At 38.5% G+C, this 25,765-nt stretch carries 26 protein-coding genes, 1 pseudogene and 1 riboswitch; of the genes and pseudogenes, 9 read left to right on the forward strand and 18 right to left on the reverse strand.

Annotated features, from left to right (window positions below; translation table 11 throughout):
* The first annotated feature begins 292 nt into the window (after nucleotides 1–292).
* On the forward strand, nucleotides 293–715 hold the full coding sequence (locus BM211_RS23205) for a cell wall hydrolase (RefSeq protein ID WP_035434391.1): 423 nt from the start codon (nucleotides 293–295) through the stop codon (nucleotides 713–715).
* A gap of 26 nt (nucleotides 716–741) precedes the next feature.
* The gene (gerQ, locus tag BM211_RS23210) at nucleotides 742–1,161 is read left to right on the forward strand and encodes a spore coat protein GerQ (RefSeq protein WP_035434393.1); all 420 of its coding nucleotides are present in this window, start codon (nucleotides 742–744) and stop codon (nucleotides 1,159–1,161) included.
* Nucleotides 1,162–1,246: 85 nt separating this feature from the next.
* Here the strand turns inward: gerQ and BM211_RS23215 are convergent, their stop codons facing one another.
* From BM211_RS23215 to BM211_RS23225, 3 genes and pseudogenes are all read right to left on the reverse strand, one after another.
* Entirely contained in the window at nucleotides 1,247–1,615 is a 369-nt protein-coding gene (locus tag BM211_RS23215) for a DUF423 domain-containing protein (protein ID WP_035434394.1), read from the reverse strand.
* A gap of 68 nt (nucleotides 1,616–1,683) precedes the next feature.
* A complete protein-coding gene (locus BM211_RS23220) occupies nucleotides 1,684–1,965 on the reverse strand; it encodes a YwdI family protein (RefSeq protein WP_090999818.1) in 282 nt (93 codons plus the stop codon).
* A 6-nt stretch (nucleotides 1,966–1,971) separates the two neighbouring features.
* Nucleotides 1,972–2,070, reverse strand: a pseudogene (locus BM211_RS23225) (TrkA family potassium uptake protein); the annotation flags it as partial.
* A gap of 124 nt (nucleotides 2,071–2,194) precedes the next feature.
* Here BM211_RS23225 and BM211_RS23230 point away from each other — a divergent pair.
* The 3 genes from BM211_RS23230 to BM211_RS23240 all read left to right on the forward strand — a co-directional run bounded on the left by BM211_RS23230 (nucleotide 2,195) and on the right by BM211_RS23240 (nucleotide 5,536).
* Nucleotides 2,195–3,478: a purine/pyrimidine permease gene (locus BM211_RS23230; RefSeq protein ID WP_035434397.1), complete on the forward strand. Its 1,284-nt coding sequence runs from the start codon at nucleotides 2,195–2,197 to the stop codon at nucleotides 3,476–3,478.
* Nucleotides 3,479–4,047: 569 nt separating this feature from the next.
* Nucleotides 4,048–4,869, forward strand: coding sequence for a Cof-type HAD-IIB family hydrolase (locus BM211_RS23235; protein ID WP_035434399.1), 822 nt, complete (start codon nucleotides 4,048–4,050; stop codon nucleotides 4,867–4,869).
* A gap of 370 nt (nucleotides 4,870–5,239) precedes the next feature.
* Entirely contained in the window at nucleotides 5,240–5,536 is a 297-nt protein-coding gene (locus BM211_RS23240; RefSeq protein ID WP_035434400.1) for a DUF3817 domain-containing protein, read from the forward strand.
* 44 nt (nucleotides 5,537–5,580) lie between these two features.
* On the opposite strand, the gene BM211_RS23245 is transcribed toward BM211_RS23240, so the two are convergent.
* From BM211_RS23245 to BM211_RS23265, 5 genes are all read right to left on the reverse strand, one after another.
* A complete protein-coding gene (locus tag BM211_RS23245) occupies nucleotides 5,581–6,258 on the reverse strand; it encodes a uracil-DNA glycosylase (protein ID WP_090999820.1) in 678 nt (225 codons plus the stop codon).
* A 19-nt stretch (nucleotides 6,259–6,277) separates the two neighbouring features.
* Entirely contained in the window at nucleotides 6,278–7,270 is a 993-nt protein-coding gene (locus BM211_RS23250; protein ID WP_035434403.1) for an ABC transporter permease, read from the reverse strand.
* Nucleotides 7,263–8,180: an ABC transporter ATP-binding protein gene (locus BM211_RS23255; RefSeq protein ID WP_035434404.1), complete on the reverse strand. Its 918-nt coding sequence runs from the start codon at nucleotides 8,178–8,180 to the stop codon at nucleotides 7,263–7,265. Before BM211_RS23255 ends, BM211_RS23250 begins: the two co-directional genes overlap by 8 nt.
* The gene (locus BM211_RS23260; RefSeq protein ID WP_035434405.1) at nucleotides 8,177–8,986 is read right to left on the reverse strand and encodes an SGNH/GDSL hydrolase family protein; all 810 of its coding nucleotides are present in this window, start codon (nucleotides 8,984–8,986) and stop codon (nucleotides 8,177–8,179) included. The genes BM211_RS23255 and BM211_RS23260 overlap by 4 nt, the downstream gene beginning before the upstream one ends.
* A gap of 107 nt (nucleotides 8,987–9,093) precedes the next feature.
* On the reverse strand, nucleotides 9,094–10,071 hold the full coding sequence (locus BM211_RS23265; RefSeq protein WP_090999822.1) for a LacI family DNA-binding transcriptional regulator: 978 nt from the start codon (nucleotides 10,069–10,071) through the stop codon (nucleotides 9,094–9,096).
* 312 nt (nucleotides 10,072–10,383) lie between these two features.
* Between BM211_RS23265 and BM211_RS23270 the strand changes: the two genes are divergently transcribed.
* Nucleotides 10,384–11,007 carry a YczE/YyaS/YitT family protein gene (locus BM211_RS23270; protein WP_035434408.1) on the forward strand — a complete coding sequence of 208 codons (624 nt, stop codon included), beginning with the start codon at nucleotides 10,384–10,386 and terminating at the stop codon, nucleotides 11,005–11,007.
* A gap of 3 nt (nucleotides 11,008–11,010) precedes the next feature.
* Here the strand turns inward: BM211_RS23270 and thrB are convergent, their stop codons facing one another.
* The 5 genes from thrB to BM211_RS23295 all read right to left on the reverse strand — a co-directional run bounded on the left by thrB (nucleotide 11,011) and on the right by BM211_RS23295 (nucleotide 16,609).
* A complete protein-coding gene (thrB, locus tag BM211_RS23275; protein WP_371261903.1) occupies nucleotides 11,011–11,919 on the reverse strand; it encodes a homoserine kinase in 909 nt (302 codons plus the stop codon).
* A gap of 11 nt (nucleotides 11,920–11,930) precedes the next feature.
* Nucleotides 11,931–12,989 (reverse strand): threonine synthase, encoded by a 1,059-nt coding sequence (gene thrC, locus BM211_RS23280; RefSeq protein ID WP_090999824.1) that lies wholly within the window; start codon nucleotides 12,987–12,989, stop codon nucleotides 11,931–11,933.
* Nucleotides 12,989–14,284, reverse strand: coding sequence for a homoserine dehydrogenase (locus BM211_RS23285; protein WP_035434411.1), 1,296 nt, complete (start codon nucleotides 14,282–14,284; stop codon nucleotides 12,989–12,991). The genes thrC and BM211_RS23285 overlap by 1 nt, the downstream gene beginning before the upstream one ends.
* Nucleotides 14,285–14,427: 143 nt before the next feature.
* The gene (metA, locus tag BM211_RS23290) at nucleotides 14,428–15,333 is read right to left on the reverse strand and encodes a homoserine O-acetyltransferase MetA (RefSeq protein ID WP_090999826.1); all 906 of its coding nucleotides are present in this window, start codon (nucleotides 15,331–15,333) and stop codon (nucleotides 14,428–14,430) included.
* Nucleotides 15,314–16,609, reverse strand: a complete 1,296-nt coding sequence (locus BM211_RS23295; protein WP_035434414.1) for a bifunctional O-acetylhomoserine aminocarboxypropyltransferase/cysteine synthase — start codon at nucleotides 16,607–16,609, stop codon at nucleotides 15,314–15,316. The genes metA and BM211_RS23295 overlap by 20 nt, the downstream gene beginning before the upstream one ends.
* A gap of 93 nt (nucleotides 16,610–16,702) precedes the next feature.
* A riboswitch (SAM riboswitch) is annotated at nucleotides 16,703–16,806 on the reverse strand.
* A gap of 174 nt (nucleotides 16,807–16,980) precedes the next feature.
* On the opposite strand from BM211_RS23295, the gene BM211_RS23300 reads away from it, so the two are divergent.
* From BM211_RS23300 to pdxK, 3 genes are all read left to right on the forward strand, one after another.
* Nucleotides 16,981–17,352, forward strand: a complete 372-nt coding sequence (locus BM211_RS23300) for a hotdog family protein (protein ID WP_035434416.1) — start codon at nucleotides 16,981–16,983, stop codon at nucleotides 17,350–17,352.
* A 215-nt stretch (nucleotides 17,353–17,567) separates the two neighbouring features.
* On the forward strand, nucleotides 17,568–18,809 hold the full coding sequence (locus BM211_RS23305) for a chloride channel protein (RefSeq protein ID WP_035434418.1): 1,242 nt from the start codon (nucleotides 17,568–17,570) through the stop codon (nucleotides 18,807–18,809).
* Nucleotides 18,810–19,185: 376 nt separating this feature from the next.
* Nucleotides 19,186–20,010, forward strand: a complete 825-nt coding sequence (gene pdxK / locus BM211_RS23310) for a pyridoxine/pyridoxal/pyridoxamine kinase (protein ID WP_035434420.1) — start codon at nucleotides 19,186–19,188, stop codon at nucleotides 20,008–20,010.
* 232 nt (nucleotides 20,011–20,242) lie between these two features.
* On the opposite strand, the gene BM211_RS23315 is transcribed toward pdxK, so the two are convergent.
* The 5 genes from BM211_RS23315 to BM211_RS23335 form a co-directional block, all read right to left on the reverse strand.
* Complete coding sequence (locus tag BM211_RS23315) at nucleotides 20,243–20,446, reverse strand: YbdD/YjiX family protein (protein ID WP_035434421.1); 204 nt, start codon at nucleotides 20,444–20,446, stop codon at nucleotides 20,243–20,245.
* Nucleotides 20,439–22,514: a carbon starvation CstA family protein gene (locus tag BM211_RS23320; protein WP_035434422.1), complete on the reverse strand. Its 2,076-nt coding sequence runs from the start codon at nucleotides 22,512–22,514 to the stop codon at nucleotides 20,439–20,441. Before BM211_RS23320 ends, BM211_RS23315 begins: the two co-directional genes overlap by 8 nt.
* A gap of 122 nt (nucleotides 22,515–22,636) precedes the next feature.
* Nucleotides 22,637–23,353: a LytR/AlgR family response regulator transcription factor gene (locus BM211_RS23325; RefSeq protein WP_090999828.1), complete on the reverse strand. Its 717-nt coding sequence runs from the start codon at nucleotides 23,351–23,353 to the stop codon at nucleotides 22,637–22,639.
* A 155-nt stretch (nucleotides 23,354–23,508) separates the two neighbouring features.
* A complete protein-coding gene (locus BM211_RS23330; RefSeq protein WP_035434424.1) occupies nucleotides 23,509–24,708 on the reverse strand; it encodes an MFS transporter in 1,200 nt (399 codons plus the stop codon).
* Between the two features lie 193 nt (nucleotides 24,709–24,901).
* On the reverse strand, nucleotides 24,902–25,642 hold the full coding sequence (locus tag BM211_RS23335) for a WecB/TagA/CpsF family glycosyltransferase (RefSeq protein WP_035434425.1): 741 nt from the start codon (nucleotides 25,640–25,642) through the stop codon (nucleotides 24,902–24,904).
* Nucleotides 25,643–25,765: the final 123 nt, after the last annotated feature.

A 25,765-nucleotide genomic window follows, 5' to 3' on the forward strand; every position in this document is an offset into this window, starting at 1 on the left:
TTCTTAAGAAAAGCGGAAGCGGCTCGCTCAGAATCGCAGGACGCCCACGCCCCTGACAGAGAGGCGCTTTTTGCCTCGTCCGAGGGGGCGAAACGGCCTGCGATTCTAGCCGCTGGAGCTGGACAATGCTTTCGCTGAATTTTGAGGTGGGAGTATTACTGCCCACGAATAGCGGGATAAATATTAAAACATGGTTTGGTTGTCATATCTCTACCCCTTTTTTCATAATTATGAATTAGTAATTGTTCTACACTTCCTTTTCTCTAGCAGAGTAATAAAAGAGGTGAAACAAATGGCTGTTATTTCCTATACAGAAGAACATGTTAAACTGCTTGCCCGATTAATGCGGGCAGAAGCAGAGGGAGAAGGCCCTCAAGGAATGCTTATGGTTGGAAATGTTGGCGTCAATCGCGTAAGAGGGAATTGCTTAGACTTTAAAAAAATCCGAAACCTTCGTCAAATGGTATTTCAAAGCCCTGGTGGATTTGAAGCTACGCAAAAAGGTTACTTCTATCAGCGTGCTCGTGAAAGCGATATTGCTCTAGCAAGACGTACGATTCAAGGAGAGCGATTCTGGCCCGCTAATTTTTCGTTATGGTTTTTTAGGCCAGGAGGCGCCTGTCCACCAACTTGGTTTAATCAAGAAAACTCTGGTCGCTTTAAAAATCATTGCTTTTTCCAACCAAGTGCTGAGGATTGTCCAAGTGTGTATTAGTGAACTGAAAAGAGGAGGGATTTCGTATGGCTCAGCAACAAAACCCCTACTATGGGGGAGGATTTTATCAACCATCTGGCGGATATATGCAACCACAGCCCGGACAACAAGGACAACAAATGCCAACGACGCCGCAAGCTGCACAAGCACAACTTGCCGTTTCTCAAGGGATGCTTCCACTTGAGCAATCATATATTGAAAATATCCTTCGCTTAAACAAAGGAAAACCAGCAACTATATTCATGACATATGAGCGCGGCAGCACGCTTGGTACACAATCCTATACAGGCATCATTGAGGCTGCAGGACGCGATCACATCATTTTAAGCGACCCTAAGTCTGGAAAACGTTACTTACTGCTTATGATCTATCTTGATTATGTAGAATTCCCAGGAGAAATCATTTACTTCCCAACGCAGCAACCCGCAACTTATCCTCCAAGATAATAAGAAAAAGCTGGCATATGCCAGCTTTTGTTTTATTTCTACCCTGTACAAACCATTTGTAAGGGCCCAAGAGGTTAGTTGAACCTTATAGCCCTTTTACAATCGCAGTCCCCAGTAAAATCCACCCTACAATAAATGCCACACCGCCAAGCGGAGTAATTGGACCAAAAAATTTTATACCAGTTGTACTTAATGCGTATAAACTTCCGGAAAACAGCACAATACCTGCTACCATACACCAGCCTGCCGCGCCTACAAGAGAAGATTGAATCTTATCCATTAATAAAGCAACAACAAATAATCCTCCTGCATGAAACATTTGATATGTAACACCTGTTTTCCAAACCTCTAACATTTTCGCTGAGATTTTCCCTTCAAGTCCGTGCGCTCCAAATGCTCCAAGCGCAACAGATAATGCTGCTGCAATACAACCTAATAAGAAGAAAATTTTCATTGGAATTCCCCTTTTTCTTTTTACTTTTATAATAAAAAATTTCCTCGCACAATCCAACTATTTAGCGTCTAAAAATCCAAAAGAGAGTTTCCGTTTGCATCATCCTCTTTCACATATACAGGCTCCCCTGAAAATGAAGCCATTGGTTGAACAGACATTTGCGGTGCCACAACGTTTGTTCTTAATGTTGGTTCAACATATGCAGAAGCTTCTGGCTGTTCTTCAAGTAATAGATCACATAATGCACGAACAACTAAAAGATGTTCTTTTGCTTTACGTGAGTCACTCCCTTTCGCTTTTGCAATTTCACTTGCCATTTTATTTAAAATCTTATCGCTAGATATTTGCATGCTTTCTCACCTCATGTATTGTAATTCTTTTTCAAATCGTCCCAATTTCTCTACTGGACCAAATACTATTATCATATCACGTTCTGCAAATTTTTCCGCTCCTGTTTGTTCCGATGTTTCATGCACTCAAACAATACTTTCATCTCTTTTCTCTATTTTCAAACTTTGCCATAACAAATCAAATACATATATACTAGAAATGGAAATACGAAAAAGAGGTCGATATATAATGAAAACATTTCTTTCTGCCCTGCAATGGGCATTATTTATTTTAGCCGGCAGCTTAATTGTTCCCATTAGTGTTGCCGCTAACTATGGACTAGAAGGTGCAGAAGCAATTGCATTCGTCCAACGAACATTATTTGTTCTTGGATTTGCAGGTATTTTACAAGCTTTCTTTGGTCACCGCTTGCCAATTCAAGAAGGACCTGCAGGACTTTGGTGGGGCATCTTTTCCTTGTATGCAAGCTTAGGCGTTGTATTATTTGGTTCAAACAGTGAAACGCTTCGTGTACTGCAATATTCATTCTTATTAAGTGGTCTAATTTGCATTCTTCTTAGTACATTTGGACTGATTGATAAACTTGTCCGCTATTTTACACCAACTGTTATCGGAACCTACCTATTTTTACTCGTCGCACAGCTAAGTGGATCATTTTTAAAAGGCATGTTTGGACTTAACGAGCAGCATACAGCTGTTCAAGGGAAAGTCTTTATTCTTTCTCTTATCATTATTGTTTTATCTTTCTTTATTATGAAATTACCTATTATCGGGAAATATTCCGTATTATGCAGTATTGTACTTGGATGGACTTTATTTGCATGTTTCGGTCTATCAAATCCAATTACACCTGTATCAGATATTATCCGGATGCCATCTATCTTTGTATTTGGTACACCTCGTTTAGAATGGAATATGGTTATTACCGTTCTCTTTGTTACGTTATTACTACTAACTAACATGTTAGCAAGTATTCGGGTTGTTCAACAAGTAGTTTCGAAATATGAAGAAACTGCGCCGCAAAATCGATTTAAGCAAGCTGGAATTATAACTGGTATTAATCAGCTTCTCGGTGGTCTATTTTCAGCAATTGGACCTGTCGCTATTTCTGGATCAGCTGGTTTTATTGCGACAACAAATATTTACAAACGATTACCGTTTATTCTTGGATCATCCTTTATTGTTCTTATGAGTCTATTTCCAAAAGTGACTTCATTCATTGCAGCAATTCCAGTAGCTGTCGGTTACGCTGCTATTTATCCGGTATTTGCAAGTATGATTGGGTTAGCTTTTCGGGAATATGAAACTGTAAAAGATAAAGAACGCTTATTCAAAGTCGCGGGCCTCGCTCTCTTTACCGGAATTGGCGTCATGTTCATCCCATCAGGAGCCTTTTCTTCACTGCCGCCGTTCTTAGCATCCTTTTTAAGCAACGGCCTTGTACTCGGCTCTGTAATGGCAATTATATTAGAAGTAGTATTCTCTCGCTCAACAGACAAACGAGTGGATTAAAGTGAAACTTCCTCTTGGGAAACGCCCTTCTTTCCTAGAGGTTAGTTGAACCAATCAGGCCCTTACAGATGGTTTTGCCTCGCTTCCTGGCCGAACTTCTTACCAGCTGTTTGGGCGGGGTAAAGTAAAACTTTCCTCGACGAGTGGGTTTCTCGCCAGAGGATTAGTTAAACTAATCGGGTCCTTACAGATACTTCCTTACCAGCCGTTTGAGCGAGCTAATCGACACAAAACGTAAACAAAATTGGCAAACTTCAAGCATTGCAGTCTATTTTAAGAATTGTTACGATAATAGAAACATATATGAGTAAACAAAATAGATTTACTCATATATATTCATGTATGTAAATCCAGTTTAAAGTTTCGACATATAAGTCACTGCTATTCAGAATACACCATCACCTGCACTTGCTTACTCCCTTGGGTTTAACCATTGCATGTAGTAGGAAAGGGGTTTTATGTCGATTTTTTAACTTATATACATGTAGAATCGATTCCATATTCAAAGAGGTTCGATGTCTTACGATTCATTTCACATTATAAATTCATATTTAGGAAGGATTATTCAAATGTCTTATAAAATGATTGTACTAGATTTAGATGATACTTTACTTCGCGATGACCATACAATTTCACCGCGTACGAAAGAAGCACTAATGAACGCCCAAGAGCGCGGTGTAAAAGTTGTACTAGCTTCCGGCCGTCCAACTTTTGCGATGTGGCCAATTGCAAAAGAACTAAAGTTAGAAGAATACGGCAGTTTCATTTTATCGTTTAACGGCGCAAAAATTACTAACTGTAAAACAAATGAAGAATTATTTAGCAGTACATTATCACCTGAAATCGTTCATAATTTATATAAAACGAGCCAAAACGAAGATGTTTGGATTCATACGTACGTTGGCGATGATATTGTGACAGAAGAAAATAATGAATATACAGAATTTGAAGGTCATATTACAGGTATGCCAGTTATAGAGGTTAATAATTTTGTAAGTGCAGTGAAAGAACCCGTTGTGAAAGTATTAATGATGAAAGCACCTGAACGTCTTGCAGAAGTTGAAAAGAAATTACAACAAGAATTTGAAGGACAATTAAGTGTTATGCGTTCTAAGCCATTCTTCTTGGAATTCACAGAATATGGTGTAACAAAAGGAACAAGCTTAAGCCAACTTATTCAAAAACTTGGTATTACACGTGAAGAAGTGATTGCGATGGGTGATAGCTATAATGACCAGACTATGATTGAGTTTGCTGGACTTGGCGTTGCAATGGGCAATGCACCTGACGACATTAAAGCAATTGCAAATCATGTAACAGACACAAACATGAATGATGGCGTTGCAAAAGTTGTTGAACAATTTGTTTTGAAAAGCGCAGTGCTAGTGTAGAACTGTTTTCACGTTAAAAGGAATTAATCATTCATAAAATCGCTCCTGAGTCAAATACTTAGGCGCGATTTTTGTTTATATGTAGGAGCTTGTGAAGATATTTTGAACTTTACACTATTTCCATAGTGTAAAGTTTATTTTTGATTATAATGAAATTAACTATATATATCCATTTTAATTTTCCAACATATAAGTTTCTGTTATGCAAAGTACAACATAGCCGCTTCTATGCAGGGCCAGATGCTCTCGTCCACCTAAAAAAGAGGGTTTTTATGTCGATTTGTTAAATTGTATTTATATAGGCTATTTTATTTTCACAAAGAATATAAGTTTATCATATACAAGCTTACATAATGAAGGAGGCCATTTTATGTTATCAACACCGATTGGACGTTTAAGAGTCATTGGAGTACTGGAAGGGATTTCTTTTCTAATCCTTCTATTCATTGCAATGCCGATGAAGTATTTTGCAGGTTTTGCGAAAGCTGTTACTGTAACAGGTATGGCACACGGTGTCCTGTTTATATTATTCATTTTCGCTGTTATTCAAGTCACTATAGCTCATAATAAGTCAAAATCATGGGCGTTCGGTGCACTTGTTGCATCTATTATTCCATTTGGTACATTCGTACTAGATGGAAAGTTAAAACAAGAAGAAAACAAATAAAAAACAGACCGCTACATCTGTAGTGGTCTGTTTTTGCATACAATTTATAGATTCGGAATTTGCCAATCAATCTCCTGTTCTCCATCATTTGCTAAGAAGTGATTTATTTTTGAAAATGGTTTGCTGCCAAAGAACCCTCGGCGTGCTGATAATGGACTTGGATGAACAGATTCAATAATATGATGATTAGGATTTGTAATAAGCTTCTTTTTCGTCTGTGCAGGGCGTCCCCATAATACAAAGATAACTGATTTTTCCCGTTCATTTAACAACTCGATAATGCGATCTGTGAAAACTTCCCACCCTTTTCCTTTATGAGAATTGGCTTCGCCTTGACGGACCGTTAATACAGTGTTTAGTAAAAGCACACCTTGATCTGCCCACTTTACTAAATAACCGTTATTCGGGATTGGGTGACCTAGATCATCCTGCAGCTCTTTGTACATGTTTTGCAGCGACGGCGGCGTGCGTACGCCTGGTTGCACTGAAAAGCTTAAACCATGTGCTTGATTTGGTCCATGATATGGATCTTGTCCTAAAATAAGTACCTTCGTATCTTGATAGCTTGTATAACGCAAAGCATTAAAAATATCCTCCTGCTTTGGATACACAACATGTGTCCGATACTCTTCTTGTAAAAATGACTGTAATTGTTGATAGTATGGTTTTTCAAATTCAGGTGCTAGTAGCGGCGCCCAATCATTCTTTAATATTTGTTCCATTCTTTCACTTCCTATCGTATTAATTCACCATGTCCTGTTTTGTAAATACTGCAAAAGCGATTATGAGCGATACAACTGCCCATATCGTGAGATTGATTAATGAAAAACTCATCGATAATCCTTGCAACGCTGGTAATTGCCCTGATAAATAATCCGTTAACGATAAATTAACACTAAATATGTATTTTGCCCCTTCCCAGGACGTTGCAAAATTATTTAAGATACCTCCAGCAATTAACGCTGCCAGCATAACTCCCATACCAGCTGGTGTATTGCGAATCAATACGGAAACCATAAATGAGATGGTCCCAACAACAATTGCTACAAACCAAGCAAGTCCGTAAGCCATAACAATGTATTGCCACTGCGGAATAAGATGAACAAAACTTGTATTTAACGTATCTTTCTCAGTTACAAAACCTGTAAGCACCGGCAAATCCCATCCAGCATAACCAAATACAATGCCTGATAACACATAGGAAAGAGCAGAAGCAAGCAACAAAATGAGTGAAATAAACAATAACATCGTTACATATTTACTCAAAAGAATTTTCCAGCGCCTGATTGGCCGCGTAAGGAGCATTTTCATCGTTCCGTCACTTCGTTCTCCCGAGACGATATCAATTGCTACAATCATGATAAGAAGCGGGATAAATAGCGTAATTCCTTGTTCAATAAACAGACGGACAAAAGTCGGTGCACCCGGCGCACTTGGATTAATATTATGATCTAAATAATATTGTTGTTGCTGCACTCTTACCTTTAACCACGCTTTCCATTCTTCAGGAAGGCGCGAATTATTTAACCGGTTTTGTGAATCAACGATTTGCTGCTGTAATGATACTTTCCAATCACTCGTACCAAGGCGCTTTACAGTCGTCTGCACTTCTCGGTACTGTGCATAAACAAAAATCGGAATTAAAATCGCCAAAATGAGCATGACTACTACAATACGTTTCTTTCGATATATTTTCTCCGCCTCATTATAGACGAGGTTCGCAAATTCACGCATGTTGCTCCCCCTTTGTCAGTTCCATAAATAAATCTTCCAATGTAAACACAACCTGTTTTACACTATGAACGTCTACATCATGCTCAACTAACTGCTTATTATAAAAACTTACACACTCTTGATTCATGCGGCATAATAGTCGCCCTTCTTCTACGACAAGTTCTGTTACTTCACCTGATTCTTCAAGCAACGCTTTCGCTTTATCTAATGGCGTCACAAGCCATTCCACGCGGTCGCTTGCTTGTTTTACTAACTCTTCAACCCTCGCGACCGTAATTACTTTTCCTTTATTAATAATCGCAACGCGGTCACAAATCATTTGTACTTCGCTTAATAAATGACTGGAAATGAATACGCTCATGTTTTCTTCTTTCACAAGTGTATGTACAAATTCACGAAGTTCCCGAATACCAGCCGGATCAAGGCCATTTGTCGGTTCGTCTAATATGAGAAGTTTCGGGCTGCCAAGAAGAGCCTGGGCAATCCCAAGACGTTGCTTCATCCCAAGTGAATATGTTTTCACTTTATCGTGAATACGTTCATCAAGATGTACCATTTTAGCAATTTCCATAATCCGCTCATCGGAAATCCCGCCTAACATACGGGCAAATTGTTTTAAATTTTCAAATCCCGTTAAATATGTATACAATTCAGGGTTTTCAACGATGCTACCAATTTGCCTCATCGCACCGCGAAAATTTTCTTTTATGTCATAACCACCAATCGAAATACTCCCCTCTGTTGCCCCAATGAGGCCAACAAGCATTCGAATCGTCGTTGTCTTCCCTGCTCCGTTTGGCCCTAAAAATCCAAACACTTCTCCTTGCTGAATATCAAATGATACATCTTCAACGAGCGTTTTTTTCTTAATAACCTTCTTTAAATTCCGGACGGACAGAACTGTTGTCATTTTTTCTCACCTCCAGCTAGCTTTAGCTGACTAACAACGTTTTGTAATAAACGATCTGCTATCAATGTATAACCGGTTTCATTCGGGTGGAAGTGATCAGAATATAATAGATCCTTACCGCGACTTTGGAACATATCGAACGTCGGGATAACGTATACGTTTGAGTAACTAAGCGCAAACTTTTCTAATGATCCATTCCAGTCGACAACAATGGGAGACGAGCCTTTTAACTCTTCTACATCTTCAAATGGATTATACAAACCAACCCAAAATATTGGACTGTTTGGGTTTAGGCTCCTCAATTGTTCCAAAATTTTCTTTGCGTTAGTTTGAAATGTTGCTGTATCAGGACGATATGTCGTTAAATCAATATTTCCAAGTGATTCCCATCCTGGAAATAAATCATTTCCGCCAATTGTCAAAACAATCACATCAGCCTGCTTAATTGCATATTGCGTACCGCTGCTTTCCATTTGTTTTAATAAATCTGGCATCTTCGCACCGCTCACCGCCAAGTTTGTGAGCGCCACCTTTTGTTTGTATTTTGTTTGCAAGTCATTCTTCATCCGGCCAATATATCCAATACCTTCTTTATCTCCAACACCGCGTGTTAACGAATCACCTAAGCCAACAACTTGCAATGTCTCCTTTTGTTGTTTCTCTGTTACTTCTTTTTGCGCGGTAGGAGTTAGCTTAGAAGTTTTCGGATTTAGAATATCACTCACACTAGTAATAAATCCATATGCAAATAAACAAAAAGATGCTAGTGCAACGAATAAAATAACTTTCACTAATTTTTCTCTCATGCTACCCCCCCTTATAGATTGACCATATTATACCAAACAGAAATTTGAAAAGCGATTTTCCTCCTCTTATAAAAAAGCGCAATCATTTTAATTAGATTGTGCTTCTTTCATGTTGTCAGCCTTTCCGTTAGCTTCGCAAATAACTCCATTCTTTTTACTTCTGCTTCCTGATTCATAATTTGGTCGTGCAACATTGTAAATGCACCTGCACCAACTTCCACACTCGAATGAGCAATGGTTGTAATATCTAATATTTCTGCAACCTGCTGATCATCGCATCCAATAATTGTGAGATCCTCTGGAATCGAAAGACCGCTTTTTTGAGCAGCTCTTACAATCCCAGCTGCAATATGATTGCAAGATACAAGAAGAGCTGTTGGATGCTCTTTCATATGAAGCAACGATTGAACAACGCGAGTTCCATCCTCTACTGTGAAACAGTCTACAAATTGCCACTCTTCTCGCGGCGTAACATGAATAGATGAGAAAGCATCTGCATAAGCTCTTTTTCGATTTTGACTATTAAAACTATCACTTCGTCCAATACAGTAACCGATTCGTGTATGTCCTTTTTCTATTAAATACTCCATTCCTAACGCAAATGTTTTGTAGTGATCAATATGAATACTAGAAATTGTATGAGATATCGTGTCTTCACACGTCACAATTGGGCCAAATGTTGCGTATTTTTCAATCTCTTCGCAAGCATTTATTTTCGAACATATAATGACCCCGTCCAACTTTTTCATTTTTAACATATTCAAAATTTCTATTTCTTTATCCGCACTATAACCCGTTTGACAGAGCATCATATTGTAATTATGTTTTGCGGCCTCTCTTGAAATACCTTCTATAATGGCGCTGTAATACTGATTATTTACAAATGGAAGAAGTACACCGATCGCATTGGTTCTTCCCCGTACTAAATGAATTGCATTCGAATTTTGCGTGTAATTTAACTTTTCAATAATGGCTAATATCTCTTTTCGTTTCTGTTCATTTACATACGGATGATTATTTAAAACGCGAGAAACAGTAGAAATCGAGACCCCTGCCATTTCGGCGATTTTTTTTATATTTGACATCGTACACGCTCCCTTCTCCCTACATATTACCCTATACAAAAAAAAATTAGAAATGCCCCTTGACCTGGTAAGCTTTCCACATTATATCCTGTGCAAGCAGACTAAATATCCATTTTAATTTTTCGACAGCTAGCACTGCCAAATGCAACATGGCCACGACTTGCTTTCTTCTTTTGTTTGAAACATTGCATGTGGTAGAAAAAGGCCCTGACCGCTCCCGTGCGCGGCCAGATGCTCTCACCCACCTAAAAAGAAAAGGGTTTTGATGTCGTTTTTAACTTATGGATATAAATAAGAAAGGATTGATGTTTTATTATGGCTTTAAAATTAGAGTATATCTTTTTCATAGGCGGATTACTTTTACTTTCTCTCGGAATCAATATGATGACGACAATTACTTCATTTGGCCTTAGCCCCTATGATTCCCTTTTCATTGCTTTATATCAAAACTTTGGTTTAAGCATCGGCTCTTGGATGTTTATTATTAATTTGATTTTTACTCTTATCGTACTGTGTATGAGTCGAAAGCGTATTACAATTGGGACAATCGTGACGATGGTGCTAATTTCTGTTTTTGTTGATATGATTGGCTCAGTTACAGTTATAATGGATGGCATTCGCTCTCTTCCAAAGTATATAACACTCATATTGGGAAATGTATCTGTCGGCGCAGGTATTGGTATCTACGTTTCATCACAGCTTGGGACTGCACCGCAAGAAGCATTTGTTTTAACAATCTCGGAAAAAACAAAGTGGTCCTTTCAAAGAACAGAAATTTCTCTAGCTTGTTTATTTCTAACTGCTAGTTTCATACTAGATGGTCCTATTTATTTCGGCACCATTATTCTATCTTTTACGACAGGCTGGCTCATTCAAACATTTATTCAAGTTGGTACAAAATTATTACAAGGGTATCGCATGGAAGAAGCCCATTGAAAGTTATATACTTTCAATGGGCTTTTGTTTTTCAGATATAATACGAACCCCTTCATTTACAACTTGAAGCGTTTCTACCACACAATGGCTGAAAATCGATTGCAACCATTGCTTTACTTCTTCAGCGCTTCCTTTTTTCACATAACAAAGCACAGTTGGGCCAGCGCCGCTTAAAGAAACACCATATAAATATTGATGTTCTAATTCTTGAAGCTTTTGTAATTCAGGTACGAGCTCTTTCCGGTATGGTTCATGAAACATATCTTGTCTCATCATTTCCCCGGCAAGCACCCAGTCCTCTTTACATAAAGCGGCTACAAGTACATTGGCAACACCGCTGCCGCGAATGCCATCCATATACGTTAACGTACTCGGAAGCACATCTCTCGAATGAACTGTTTTTAGTTCATATGAAGGAATGACCGCTACAAGCTCTATATCATGAATAGGTTGAGACAAAAATGAAATATCTTTTCCATCATATGTTCCTATCATAAGTCCGCCATATAACGCCGCTCCAACATTATCAATATGCCCTTCCATTTCCGTTGCAATCAACAGCTTCTCTCTTCTAGATAGATGTAATTCGCAGAGCTGATCAGCAAGTTCAATTCCCGCAATAATTGCCGAGGCGCTGCTTCCAAGTCCGCGCGCTAATGGAATATCACTGTCTAGATAAAGATGGCAATAAGGAAGCTCCTTATTATAACGAGCAGCTGCCCTCTGCGCCGTCTGAATGAGCAAATTATTCTCACATTTTGGAATCCCTTGAAGAATTGCTGTTTTTGCCGTACACTCCCAGCTAGAATGTGAAAATACATCTACCGTTAAATATTTACTTACTGCAAGACCAATTGAATCAAAGCCAGGACCAAGATTTGCTGTACTAGCAGGCACACGAATTGTAAACATAGGAGCCACCTTCATCGAAGGACAGCTCCTTGAATATGTTCGAACACAACCTTTTCATCATTTGGCAGCACAACTGGTTGAATTTTTTTCGTATCAATCGCAATGTTAGGGTCCTTCAAACCATTTCCTGTTAAAACAGCAACAATGCTGCTTTCTTTCGCTATTTCTCCTGTTTGTACTTGCTTGTAAATACCAGCAAGCGATGCACAAGAAGCAGGCTCCGCAAAAATCCCTTCATACTTCGCAAGCCATTCATATGCCTCCAGAATTTCTGCATCTGTTACCTCATCAATTTTTCCATTTGAATCATGAGCAGCAGCGACGGCCTTATCCCAGCTTGCAGGGTTCCCAATACGTATGGCAGTCGCAACTGTTTCCGGTTCATCAATTTTATATCCGCGTACAATCGCAGCCGATCCTTCTGCCTCAAAACCGCGCATCTCGGGTAAACCCGTGCCGCATTTTTCGTTATACTCCTTAAAGCCTTTCCAATACGCTGTAATATTTCCCGCATTTCCAACTGGAATGGCTAAAATATCAGGTGCTTTCCCAAGTGCATCACAAACTTCAAATGCTGCTGTTTTTTGTCCTTCAATGCGATATGGATTCACTGAATTCACAAGTGTAATCGGTGATGAATCGCTCAGATTTCGTACCATTTGCAAGGCGTGGTCAAAGTTTCCGTCAATACTAATAATTTCAGCTCCGTACATGACTGCCTGCGCTAATTTTCCATGGGCGATTTTTCCATTTGGAATCATAACAATACAAGATAAACCTGCGCGCGCTGCATAAGCAGCTGCCGACGCAGATGTATTTCCTGTTGAAGCGCAAATAACCGTTTTGCTGCCGGCTTCCTTTGCCTTTGCTACAGCCATAACCATCCCGCGATCTTTAAAAGAACCCGTTGGATTTGCACCTTCTACTTTCGCATAAACAGAAACACCCCATTTTTCTGAAAGGTTTTCTAATAAAATCAGCGGTGTATTTCCTTCTGATAGTGAAAGCGACGGTGTTTGCTCGGTAATTGGTAAGTATTCTTTATAAGCAGCAAGTAATCCGTTCCACATTAGCGAGCATCTCCTTCAATACGGTAGTTTGCTTTCACACAATCTACTTCATCATACGTCTCTAGTGTTTCTAGAATGTATGTATAATCTGCAAGGGATGCACGATGTGTAACAATAACGATTTCTGCCGCTCCTTTCTTTTGTAATGGCATTTGAATAATCTTTTCAAAGCTTACGCCTCGTTCAGAGAATAACGATGTAATTTTCGCAAACACACCTACTTCATCCTTCACATGAAGGCGTAGAAACTTCTTCACATAAATTTCCTCATCTGCTTTTAATACTTTCTCATATTGCGGGGTTACTGCACTATTTCCCGTTACACCAAGGCGTACATTTTTCATAACCGCTACTAAATCAGATACAACAGCTGTTGCTGTTGGCAAACTTCCCGCACCTGGTCCATAAAACATTGTTTCTCCTACCGCTTCGCCATATACATATACTGCATTATATTCATTTTGAACAGCGGCAAGCGGGTGTGAATTTGATAACAATGTTGGTTCTACTGTTACCTCTAATTTTTCACCATCACGCTTAGCTACACCGATTAACTTAATTGTATAACCTAGACTCTTACTATATGAAATGTCCTCCTCCGTAATAGATGTGATTCCTTTTACATTCACATCATGAAGTTCTACATTTGTAGAAAATCCAAGTGTCGCTAAGATCGTCATCTTTCGTGCCGCATCTAACCCTTCAACATCTGATGTTGGATCTGCTTCTGCAAATCCAAGCTGCTGCGCTTCATTTAACACGTCGTCATATGCTCTCCCTTCGTCAGACATTTTTGTCAAAATAAAATTCGTTGTTCCGTTCACAATACCCATCATTTTCGTAATCCGATCAGAAGAAAGACCTTCCACAATGCTTCGTAGAATCGGAATACCACCTGCTACACTCGCTTCATAAAACAAATCCGCTTGATTTTCCTTTGCTACAGTAAGAAGTTCTGCACCGTGAAGTGCCATTAAATCTTTATTCGCTGTGACAACGTGCTTACCATTTTGGAGTGATTTTAAAATATATGCTTTTGCATCTTCTATACCGCCCATCACTTCAATCACAACATCAACATCTGGATTATTTATAATTTCATTTGGATTTCTCGTTAATAATGTTGGGGTTACTTGGACCTCTCGTTCTTTTTCTAAGTTTTGTACTAATACTTTTGCTACTTTGATAGGACAACCGATTTGGTGTGCTAAACGATCTTGATGATCTTCAATAATGCGCACGACACCGCTTCCTACAGTTCCAAGACCTAATAGGCCAACTTGAATTTCGTTCATAGTACTGTCCACCCCTTTAAAAATTGTATTTAGGTGCCATTATATAAGGTCAGATCACAAAAAACAATATATTTTGAACATTCTGAATAATAAAGATCGTTCTTTACAAAGAAAACGTTACCACGTGTTATGCTCAACTTCCTTTACAAAATATAAGGAGTTTCCTGATACACATAGTAATTCAACCAATTTGAGAATAGTAAATTCCCATGACTACGCCACTTTACTACTGGATTTTCCAAAGGATTGTCATGCTTAAAATAATTTTTGGGAATAGCAATATCCAATCCTCTTTGGTGATCGCGCTCATATTCTTGCTTTAATGTCTCACAGCTGTATTCACTATGACCAAGAACAAAAATATGCTTTCCATCCTTATTCATAACGAGATGAACACCAGCGTATTCAGAAGTCGCTAACAGATCGAGCTCCTGTACGCGTTGAATATCAGATGCACGAACTTCTGTATGACGAGAATGCGGTGCAAAAAAGCTTTCATCAAAACCGCGTAATAATTTCACATGTTCCTGCTGCACTTCATGCTCAAATACCCCAAACATCTTTTGCTCAAGCGGATATTTTGGAACTCCGTAGTGATAATACAATCCTGCTTGCGCCCCCCAGCAGATATGAAGCGTTGATGTGACATGTGCATTGGAATACTCCATAATTTGCTTCAGTTCTTCCCAATAATCTACCTCTTCAAAAGGAAGTGTTTCAACCGGAGCACCAGTAATGATGAGCCCGTCAAACTTTTCTCCTTCAATATCACGAAATGTTTTATAAAAGCTTGTTAAATGCTCCTGCGCTACATTTTTTGCTGTATGGGACTCCATATGAAGGAAATGGACATCAAGTTGAAGCGGTGTATTACCAATTAAACGAAGCAACTGCGTTTCTGTTTCTTGCTTTGTTGGCATTAAATTTAAAATAGCAATCTTCAAAGCACGAATATCTTGTGTTTCTGCTCGTTCTTTCGTCATCACAAAAATATTTTCATTTTGCAATATTTTACGAGCGGGTAAATCTTTAGCAATGATGATCGGCATATTGTTTTCCTCCAGAAAGTGCTGCTTCTAAATCAGCAATAATATCCGCCGCTTCTTCAATACCAACCGATAACCGAATCAAATCAGACGTCACACCAGCCAAACGCTGCTGTTCTTCCGTAAGCTGGCGATGCGTTGTGCTTGCCGGATGAATGACACAAGTTCTTGCATCTGCAACATGCGTCACCAATGTCGCTAGCTTCACATTACCAATAAACTGTTTAGCAGACTCAAGACCCCCTTTTATTCCAAATGTTAAAACACCGCTCGCACCCTTCGGTAAATATTTTTGTGCCAATTCATAGTTTTCATTATTTTGAAGTCCAGGATAATTGACCCACTCAACGCGTTCATGCTCAGACAACCACTGTGCAACAGCTAGAGCATTTTGACTATGACGCTCCATGCGAAGATGCAACGTTTCTAAGCCAACATTGGTCATATACGCATTGAATGGGCTCATACAATTTCCATAATCTCTTAATAGCTGTACACGAGCTTTCACAATGTATGCCGCTTGCCCGAAATTTTTCACATAACTCACACCATGATAACTTGGATCTGGCTCAACAAACTCAGGAAACTTACTCCAATCAAAATTCCCGCCATCAATAACAATGCCGCCTAGTGAGCTTGCATGACCATCAATATATTTCGTTGTAGAATGAACGACAATGTTTGCACCATGTTCAAATGCATGACATAAATACGGCGTCGCTAATGTATTATCCACAATAAACGGTACCCCAAGCTCTTTTGCCGCCTCAGAAAACTCTTTAAAATTCAGTACATTCATTGCTGGGTTCCCAAGCGATTCCGCATACACAAGCTTTGTTTTCTCATTTGCAAGGGCAACAATTTCATCAGCAGATAAGTTTGGATTAAAGAATGTGACCTCAATCCCTAGCTTCTTAAGACTAACTCCAAATAAATTAAATGTACCGCCGTATACTGTTGATGAGCAGAGCAAATGATCGCCGCTGCCACAAATATTTAAGACCGCTAGCATAATTGCAGCCTGCCCTGATGCCGTTGCAACTGCACCAACGCCGCCTTCTAACTCTGTAAGTTTTTGCTCAAACGCCGCAAGCGTTGGGTTCCCAATACGCGTATAAATATATCCCTCTGCCTCCAGATTAAAGAGGGCCGCTAAATCATCAGAAGTATCGTATTTATACGTCGTGCTTTGATAAAGTGGCAAAACACGAGGTTCACCATTTTTCGGCGTATAACCACCTTGCACACAAATCGTTCCTTTTCCCCATGATTCCCCCATTTCGCAATCCCCTTTCTTTTATAAAAAATAAAAAACTGCTTCTTTCCTAAAATAAGAAAGAAGCAGTTTAGATAAACGCTCGCCATGTAGCCTTTCTTATCTTTCAGGAAATACCTGCAGGATTTAGCACAATTCCGATTTACGGCTGTTGCCAAGGTTTCATAGGGCCCGTTCCCTCCACCTATTCTTGATAAGACTTATTCAATTACCGATGATTTTATAGAAAATATTACCTCATGTCAATATTTTTCTGAATGTTCCTAAAATATTTTATTATCTTTACTATCAAACTTTACCGAACAAAGAATATTCTGTAAAATTTAAGGTATGAATGATAATTCATTCATAAACGAATAGGAGGCGATTAATACATGAAAGTCGGGGAAATATTAACTTTTGAAAAATCATTTACGAGAGAAGATGTAGATCTATTTAGTAAAATTTCTGGTGATGCTGGTGATCACCATGTTGTTCCAGATGAACATGGCCGCGTCATGGTACAAGGATTACTAGTTGCAACATTGCCTACGAAAATTGGCGGCGATTTAAATTTTATTGCAAGAGATGTAGAACTTACTTTCTTACGCCCAGTCTTTACCGAAGATACCGTTCGATGTGAAGTTACACTGGTTCATCATGAAGAACAAGCAGATCGAATCATTGCTGTTTCAAAAGCAGAATGCTTTAATCAACATGGTAAAAAAGTGTTGGAAGGATCTTTTAAAGGGATTATTCGCCAATAACTAACACAACCTTCTTCAGTGGGGGATTCTTCATCCCTCACTGATAGAAAAACCACTCAATTAAGCTTTCCACTCTCCTCTGCTTCTCTTCTTTTTTCTCTCTACACCTTGGAACGAGATTTTATTGCCTACTACTGATAAGATATACAAATAGTATATATATCAGAATCTCTAAATTTGTCATAACACCATATAACATGAAGGAGACATAAAAAATGACGATTAGAAGAAGCACGCATTCCTTACTTATCATGTACGGTATGTTTCTAGGTTCCATAGTTGGTGCTACAGTCTGGTTATTTTTAGTTACCACAAATGCCGGCATTCAGTTTATTTGGGGATATTTACCAAAAGAATTTGCATTACCACCGTATTACACAATTTTTGTAACGACAATTGGTGGTATTCTTGTCGGACTCTCGCAAAAATACTTCGGTACATACCCGCGTTTAATGCCAGAGGTAATGGGTGAATATAAGAAAACAGGTAGGATTGAGTACCGTTTTGTACATCAATCTACAATAACAGCTGTTATTGTTTTAATATTTGGTGCAAGTTTAGGACCAGAAGCAGCACTCGTTGGAATTATCGGTGGACTTTGTACGTGGGTTGGCGATCGATTTCATTTCGCTTTAAAAGGAATGAAGGGACTAACGGAAATTGGGATTGGCGCTACTTTAAGTGTTATTTTTAACGCACCATTATTCGGTTATTTAGCTCCAAGTGAAAATGAGGGTAAATCACTTGACGAAATTTCCAAGGGAAAAAAGACGATTGTATATCTCGCTACTACTTTTGCTGGCTTTTCTGTTTATTTATTGCTTAGTAAGCTTGATAACCGAGGATCTTTTATTGTTAATTTTGGGAAAGGATCTTTTTCACTCCATGAATGGCTTGCCTTTTTACCCTTAATTTGTATAGGTGCTGGTGTAGGCTATTTTTATTTCAAAATAGAATATTTATTAGAAAAAATAGTACATCCCTTTCAAAAATATAAAGTAACATTAGGAGTTATAGGCGGCATTCTTTTAGGGATTGCAGGAACCTTACTACCTTATACAATGTTTTCAGGAGAACATCAATTAAAGGAATTAGTAAATGAATGGACAGAATTATCATTTTGGATGCTGCTTCTTTCCGGAGTTTTAAAATTATGTGTAACGGCCGTCTGTTTAAGTACAGGGTGGCGCGGCGGACATATTTTTCCGATTATATTTGCTGGTGCAAGTATTGGATATGCTGTCGCCGCTGTCATACCATTAGATCCAGTTGCTACTGTAGCTATTGTAACAACAGCCATTTCAAGCTATGCAGTACGAAAACCGATCGCTATTACATTATTATTACTCATGTTCTTCCCAATTAATTTATTAATACCAATGATTGGAGCCGCAATGATCGGTAATCTATTTCCACTCCCTAATCATAATGAGCAGGAGGGAATGGTACAAAACTGAAATAAAAAAATATATAAGCAGTACTACCGCTATAAAGTGAAACTTCCATCACCAATCGGACTTTTACGGGCAGTTATCTCCCACCTATCTTCTTTAGAAAAGCGGAAGTGGCTCGCTCAGAATGTGAGGGGGGTGAAGCTTCTGACGTAGAGATGTTTTTTACCTCGTAGGAAGAAGCGAAGCCACCGGAACTAGACAACGCTTCTCTCTCAATCTTAAGGTGGGAGATCTTACTGCTCACAAATAGCGGGATAAACATGTTAGTACTGCTTGTTTTGATTGAACTACTTTCTTTTTTCACTTTGTACTTCCTCATAACATTGATATAATAATTAAAAATGTATTTTTCATTCTATCACCCGAGGGGGCTTTCACAATGTCATTAAATAAAGCACTTACAATTGCTGGATCTGATACAAGCGGCGGCGCTGGTATGCAAGCAGACTTAAAAACGTTCCAAGAGCTTGGTGTATACGGTATGACAGCTCTGACAACAATCGTAACGATGGATCCGCATAACGGTTGGGCACATAACGTGTTCCCGATTCCAGCATCTACATTAAAACCACAATTAGAAACAACAATTGAAGGCGTTGGCGTTGATGCATTAAAAACAGGTATGCTTGGCTCTGTTGAAATTATTGAGCTTGTTGCTGAAACAATTGAGAAGCATAATCTACAAAACGTAGTAATAGACCCAGTTATGGTATGTAAGGGCGCAGATGAAGCACTTCATCCAGAAACAAATGATTGCTTACGTGACAAACTCGTTCCAAAAGCTTTAATTGTAACACCAAACTTATTTGAAGCGTATCAACTAAGCGGTGTCAAAATTAACTCACTTGAAGATATGAAGCAAGCTGCTGAAAAAATCCATGCTTTAGGAGCAAAGTATGTACTGATTAAAGGCGGCAGCAAGCTAGGAACAGAAAAAGCAATTGATTTACTGTACGATGGAGAAACATTCGATATTTTAGAATCTGAAAAAATTGAAACAACATATACACATGGCGCAGGTTGTACATATGCTGCTGCAATTACAGCAGAGCTAGCTAAAGGAAAATCTGTAAAAGAAGCAGTTCAAGTAGCAAAAGAATTTATTACAGCTGCTATTCTTCATTCTTTCAAATTAAATGAATATGTAGGGCCAACACATCACGGTGCATATCGTAAATTTGGCGCTGGAAAAGAGCTTGTATAAAAAATAAAGTCGTCATACGTGACGACTTTATTTTTTATACAAGCTAAAGAACCGCCTTTCTTTTAAAAGAGGACGAGAGCATCTGGCCGCACATAAAAACGGTCAGCTCTCTTTCCTACTGATTATTGAACATTTTATCCCTTTAACTCCCAAACATTTTGTTGGAAAGTTTCACGTGAAACTTTCCAACAAAAAAAGGGCGAAATTTCGCCCTTTTTTCATGATACCCCCGCTAACAACATCTCGAAATTTTACCGCCCTTTGCATTAAATCTTGCCTCTTGTGCTTCAGCAAAAAATTGTTTTTGGGATAATATACGTTCATTTGGATGGTGCTGTTTCATATGCGCAACATACTTTTCATAGCTTGGTACACCAACAAGCAAACTAATAAATTGTTTTCGATATTTCCACATACTAATGATCGTTTTAAACATAATGATGTGCCTCGCTTTCATCACGTGGAACATACACTGCTTCTTTTAAAGGCGTCGCTTTATTATTCAATACTTGTATCCATATTCTAATAGCCGATATCAGCACTGCGATTACAACAATCATGAAAATTCCACAAAGCGTCGCATCAACATAATCATTAAGAATAATTTGTTTCATTTGTCCTACGTTTTTCGCCGGTGCTAATAGTTTCCCTTTATCCAATGCACTTTGGAATACTTTTGCATGAGAGAGGAATCCAATTTTCGGATTTTCATGAAATAGCTTTTGATAGCCAGCTGTCATTGTAACAATCAGTAACCATGTTGTTGGAACGAGCGTCACCCAGACATATGCCTTTTTCCCCATTTTAAACAAAACAGTCGTTCCAAGTAATAATGCAATCCCAGCTAACATTTGATTTGCGATCCCAAAGAGCGGCCATAACGTATTAATACCGCCAAGTGGATCGATTACTCCTTGATATAAGAAGTATCCCCATCCTAGTACACAAAGTGTTGTTGCAACAATATTAGAAAGCATTGAATCTGTTTTTGCAAATGGTTTATAAACGTGCCCTAAAATATCTTGAATCATAAACCGACCAACACGCGTTCCTGCATCAATCGTTGTTAAGATAAAGAGTGCTTCAAATAAAATTGCAAAGTGATACCAAAATGCCATTAATGCTTTTCCGCCAATGACCTGCGAGAAAATATGAGCCATCCCAATCGCGAACGACGGTGCCCCGCCTGTACGAGATAATATCGTTTGTTCTCCGACATTTGCAGCCAGTTCCTTCAATTCATTTGGAGTTACAGTAAACCCCCAAGAACTAATTACTTGCGCTGCCTGTGTTACATCCGTTCCAATGATCGCCGGTGGACTATTGATTGCAAAATATGTACCTGGGGTTATTACACAAGCTGCAATCATTGCCATTGCTGCGACGAATGATTCCATAAGCATCGCACCGTAACCAATTGGCTGTGCATGCCCTTCTCGTTCTATCATTTTTGGAGTTGTACCAGAAGAAACAAGTGCATGGAAGCCAGATACAGCTCCGCAAGCAATTGTAATAAATAAAAATGGGAATAAATTACCTGCGAATACCGGGCCTGTTCCATCAATAAATTTTGAAACTGCCGGCATTTGTAAATTTGGCGCAACAACTATGATGCCGATTGCTAGACCAACAATTGTTCCAATCTTTAAAAACGTACTTAAATAGTCACGCGGCGCAAGTAATAACCAAACAGGTAATGCAGAGGCGATAAATCCATAAATAATTAGCATAATAGCAATTGTTTCACCCTTAAATGTAAACATAGTAGCAAGCGCAGGATTTTCTGCTACATATTGACCTGCTACAATCGATAAAAGAAGTAAAATAACACCGATAACTGAACCTTCTCCAACATGTCCTGGGCGAATATAACGCATATATACACCCATTAAAATAGCAATTGGGATAGTTGCTGCAATTGTAAACATTCCCCACGGACTTCCTACAAGCGCTTTTACTACAACAAGAGCTAATACTGCTAATAAAATAATCATAATACCCAAAATCCCGATCATTGCAATAAAACCTGTTACAGGACCAATCTCTTCCTTAATCATTTCACCAAGTGACTTTCCGTTGCGGCGCATAGATGCGAACAAAATTACAAAATCTTGGACAGCTCCGGCTAACACAACTCCAACGATAATCCAAAGTGTTCCTGGTAAATACCCCATCTGTGCAGCTAAAATTGGGCCAACTAACGGACCAGCTCCAGCAATTGCAGCAAAATGGTGTCCAAATAAAACCCATTTATTTGTCGGAACATAATCTTTCCCATCATTCAAAAGTTCTGCTGGTGTTTTTCGGTTGTCATCCAATTCAAAGACTTTTCTAGCAATAAATTTACTATAAAACCGATACGCAACGGCATAGACAGAAACAGCAGCAACAAGTAACCAAACCGCATTAATTGTTTCACCGCGAGATAACGCTAACACAGCAAATCCCGCTGCTCCTAAAGCTGTAATCACACCCCAAAGTAAAATAGATTTCCATGCTTTCAAATATAATCCCCCCTATGTTATGTCTTAGAGGGAATTGTACTAAATTTTCAGAATAATTAAAAACAATACTCCTTATGATGAATATTTTCTAATTTAACATGACCAAATTATTTCATAACCTGCTACAATTCAATTTTATTTCGAAGTCGTTTTACATAATTACGACTAACAGGAATTGGCTGATTATCATACTTTTCCAAATATAAATTATACGTCCCGTTATAATAAGGCTTTAATTCTTTTACATACATAACATTAATAAGATAACTTTTATGCACACGTAAAAAATCATATGCGGCTAACTTACCTTCTAATTCTTGTAATGTATATGTGGAAATATATTGATTATTGTTTGTATAAATAGAAACTGTTTTATTTTCTTTATTCTTGCTTATGTATACAATATCATCCGGAAGAACATATGTAATTCCTTCATGACTCTCGATCGGAAGCTTTTGCAATCGATTCTTCCCTTGTCTTACTTTTTCTTGCTCAATACTATGCAATAAAAATTGCAAGTCCTCCTGTTCAAATGGTTGCAATAAATAATAGAAAGCGTGGAAACGAAATGATTTAATCGCATCTATTATATCATTTCCTGTGAATATAAATTTTGTGTTTAATGTTAATTGGCGCAGCAATCCTGCAACTTCAAATCCTGTTCCGTCTGGTAAATGCATATCTAAAAAAATAAAATTTGGTGTATGCTTTTTCGCTAGTTGCAGTGATTCCATTCCCGTTTTTGCTTCAAAGCATTCCAAATTATTTACATGTTCTGTGAAAAAATCTATTAATTTCCCTCTGGCTTCTTCTCTTTCGTTTACAATTAAAATTTTCATGTCTGCCCAACCACCTAATCCTTTTGTCCATACGCCTTGTTGTATACATTCGCTTTTTTAGAAATAATCCCTTTTTACAGGTCATTTTTCTATCAAATATACCATATTTTTGTCAGAAAACAACGAAAAGGAAGCTATACACAGCTTCCTTTTCATTATGCTAATTCTCGTTGTTTTGTTTCTTTTCCTAGCACAAGTACAGCAAGAACACCGATTACAATGGCCATACAAAAGATTGTAAAAATATAAGTGAGAGAAGCATGTGTAGCTACGAGATAACCAACTAATAATGGTCCTAAAATACCACCTATGCGTCCAAATGCTGCTGCCATCCCAGCTCCTGTGCCACGAATAACGGTTGGATACTGCTCTGGCGTATACGCATACAATGCTCCCCAAGCTCCTAAATTAAAGAATGACAGCAACATACCTGCAATCATTAGGGTGACTACTGAATCTGCCGCTCCAAAGAAATACGCACTACATGCCGTTCCAAGTAAATATGTGACTAACACAAACTTCCGGCCAAAGCGTTCAATAAACCAAGCAGCTGTAAAATAACCTGGAAGCTGTGCAAAGGTCATAATCAACACATATTGAAAGCTTTTAATTAAACTAAATCCTTTTAGCACTAATACACTCGGAAGCCAAAGAAACATTCCATAATATGAAAACACAACACAAAACCATAAAATCCAAAGCATAATCGTCGCTCGTCTGTACTCCCCTGACCAAACGGCCTTTATGTTTGCAAATGCAGATTGCTTTTGTTTTACTTTTTGAAATTGCGGTGAATCAGGTAAACTCCATCGCAAATATAATGCATAAAAAGCTGGAATTGCACTTAGCACCATCGCTGTTTGCCAACCATACGTTGGAATAATAAAATATGAGATGAGAGCAGCAATTAACCAACCACCAGCCCAAAAGCTTTCTAATAAGACAACAATTTTGCCACGTTCATGCGCTGCAACACTTTCAGATACAAGTGTTGATGCAACAGGCAACTCTCCTCCAAGACCCATTCCAATACAAAAACGAAGTATAAGAAATACGGTTAATGTTGTTGAGAAAGCAGTTAACCCGCTTCCAACAGAAAATAATAATAATGTAATAATAAAAACAGATTTTCGACCGATTTTATCCGCTAATATCCCAAATAGGAGTGCTCCAACTGCCATTCCAATGGAGTTAACACTACCAATCCACCCCATTTGCTGTGCGCTCAGCTGCCATTCTTTTTGCAAAGCAGCAATAATAAATGAAAGAATCCCAACATCCATTGCATCAAATAGCCAACCAAGCCCAGCAATTCCGAGAAGCTTTCGATTTGAGATCTCTTTAATTTTTCCCACTACAGGTCCCCCTCAATACAGGTGTCTTTACATCATATTTTACATATGTATATCTTATAAGTAAAACAATTTATAATGTTATTCATATGATTCTTATCATTTCCACAAAAAAACGCCTCATACATAGCCATTTTTCAATGAACGGACGAATCAAGGTGACTCCTGTTTTCAAAAAAAAAGCAGCGATATTTCGCTACTTTTTCGTCCGAACAACCTCTTTTAAAAATTCAACTAATACTAGTTGACGACGCCAGCGCGTTGGATTACTGCATAAACGGTAAAACCACTCTAAATGAATAGCTTGAATCCATTTTGGAGCACGCTTCACTTCCCCGGCCCAAACATCAAAGCTACCACCAACGCCAACAGCTACTTTTGCATGTAAACGATGTTTATTATTTTGAATAAAGTTTTCCTGTCTCGGAAACCCAAGTGCAACTAGTAAGATGTCTGGCTTCACTTCTTGAATGCGTTCGATAATTTCTTCTTCTTTCTCTTGTTTAAAATATCCATCTTGTGTTCCAACAATAGATACAGCTGGATATCTTTCTGTTAAAGTTCGAGCAGCTCTTTCGATAACGTGCGGCTTTGCTCCAAGTAAAAAGACAGATACAGCCTTCTTTTCTTGTGATAATGATTCAAACAAATTACACATTAAATCAAAACCTGCCACACGTTCTTTTAACGGTGTCCCTAGCATACCGCTTGCCTTTACAACACCAATCCCGTCTGGTGTAATAAGATCTACTTGAAGAAGTGTTTGATGAAACGCAGCATCCTTTTTGGCACACATCACAATTTCAGGATTGGCCGTTACAACTTGAAACGTATTCTCTTGTTTCTGTTCCAGCTGCTGCATTACATAACGAACTGTTTCTTCCATTTTCATTGTTGAGAAAGGCACGCCTAAAATATCAACTGTTTGCACTGCCATATTTACAATCCTCTCTATTTCAAATATCTTTTTCCACTACTGATTAGTCTAACCTCTTACTTTTGCATACTCATACTGCCAGATAAAGTGAAACTTTAATCAGTGGGGGTTTTCTTCATCCCC

Origin of the sequence: Bacillus sp. 491mf (assembly GCF_900112415.1) — a bacterium.
Taxonomy (GTDB): domain Bacteria; phylum Bacillota; class Bacilli; order Bacillales; family Bacillaceae_G; genus Bacillus_A.

Coding starts and splice junctions, on each gene's coding strand:
- BM211_RS23205 (WP_035434391.1), top strand. CDS start 293: ATGGCTGTTATTTCCTATACAGAAGAACATGTTAAACTGCTTGCCCGA.
- gerQ (WP_035434393.1), top strand. CDS start 742: ATGGCTCAGCAACAAAACCCCTACTATGGGGGAGGATTTTATCAACCA.
- BM211_RS23215 (WP_035434394.1), bottom strand. CDS start 1,615: ATGAAAATTTTCTTCTTATTAGGTTGTATTGCAGCAGCATTATCTGTT.
- BM211_RS23220 (WP_090999818.1), bottom strand. CDS start 1,965: ATGCAAATATCTAGCGATAAGATTTTAAATAAAATGGCAAGTGAAATT.
- BM211_RS23230 (WP_035434397.1), top strand. CDS start 2,195: ATGAAAACATTTCTTTCTGCCCTGCAATGGGCATTATTTATTTTAGCC.
- BM211_RS23235 (WP_035434399.1), top strand. CDS start 4,048: ATGTCTTATAAAATGATTGTACTAGATTTAGATGATACTTTACTTCGC.
- BM211_RS23240 (WP_035434400.1), top strand. CDS start 5,240: ATGTTATCAACACCGATTGGACGTTTAAGAGTCATTGGAGTACTGGAA.
- BM211_RS23245 (WP_090999820.1), bottom strand. CDS start 6,258: ATGGAACAAATATTAAAGAATGATTGGGCGCCGCTACTAGCACCTGAA.
- BM211_RS23250 (WP_035434403.1), bottom strand. CDS start 7,270: ATGCGTGAATTTGCGAACCTCGTCTATAATGAGGCGGAGAAAATATAT.
- BM211_RS23255 (WP_035434404.1), bottom strand. CDS start 8,180: ATGACAACAGTTCTGTCCGTCCGGAATTTAAAGAAGGTTATTAAGAAA.
- BM211_RS23260 (WP_035434405.1), bottom strand. CDS start 8,986: ATGAGAGAAAAATTAGTGAAAGTTATTTTATTCGTTGCACTAGCATCT.
- BM211_RS23265 (WP_090999822.1), bottom strand. CDS start 10,071: ATGTCAAATATAAAAAAAATCGCCGAAATGGCAGGGGTCTCGATTTCT.
- thrB (WP_371261903.1), bottom strand. CDS start 11,919: ATGTTTACAATTCGTGTGCCTGCTAGTACAGCAAATCTTGGTCCTGGC.
- thrC (WP_090999824.1), bottom strand. CDS start 12,989: ATGTGGAACGGATTACTTGCTGCTTATAAAGAATACTTACCAATTACC.
- BM211_RS23285 (WP_035434411.1), bottom strand. CDS start 14,284: ATGAACGAAATTCAAGTTGGCCTATTAGGTCTTGGAACTGTAGGAAGC.
- metA (WP_090999826.1), bottom strand. CDS start 15,333: ATGCCGATCATCATTGCTAAAGATTTACCCGCTCGTAAAATATTGCAA.
- BM211_RS23295 (WP_035434414.1), bottom strand. CDS start 16,609: ATGGGGGAATCATGGGGAAAAGGAACGATTTGTGTGCAAGGTGGTTAT.
- BM211_RS23300 (WP_035434416.1), top strand. CDS start 16,981: ATGAAAGTCGGGGAAATATTAACTTTTGAAAAATCATTTACGAGAGAA.
- BM211_RS23305 (WP_035434418.1), top strand. CDS start 17,568: ATGACGATTAGAAGAAGCACGCATTCCTTACTTATCATGTACGGTATG.
- pdxK (WP_035434420.1), top strand. CDS start 19,186: ATGTCATTAAATAAAGCACTTACAATTGCTGGATCTGATACAAGCGGC.
- BM211_RS23315 (WP_035434421.1), bottom strand. CDS start 20,446: ATGTTTAAAACGATCATTAGTATGTGGAAATATCGAAAACAATTTATT.
- BM211_RS23325 (WP_090999828.1), bottom strand. CDS start 23,353: ATGAAAATTTTAATTGTAAACGAAAGAGAAGAAGCCAGAGGGAAATTA.
- BM211_RS23335 (WP_035434425.1), bottom strand. CDS start 25,642: ATGGCAGTGCAAACAGTTGATATTTTAGGCGTGCCTTTCTCAACAATG.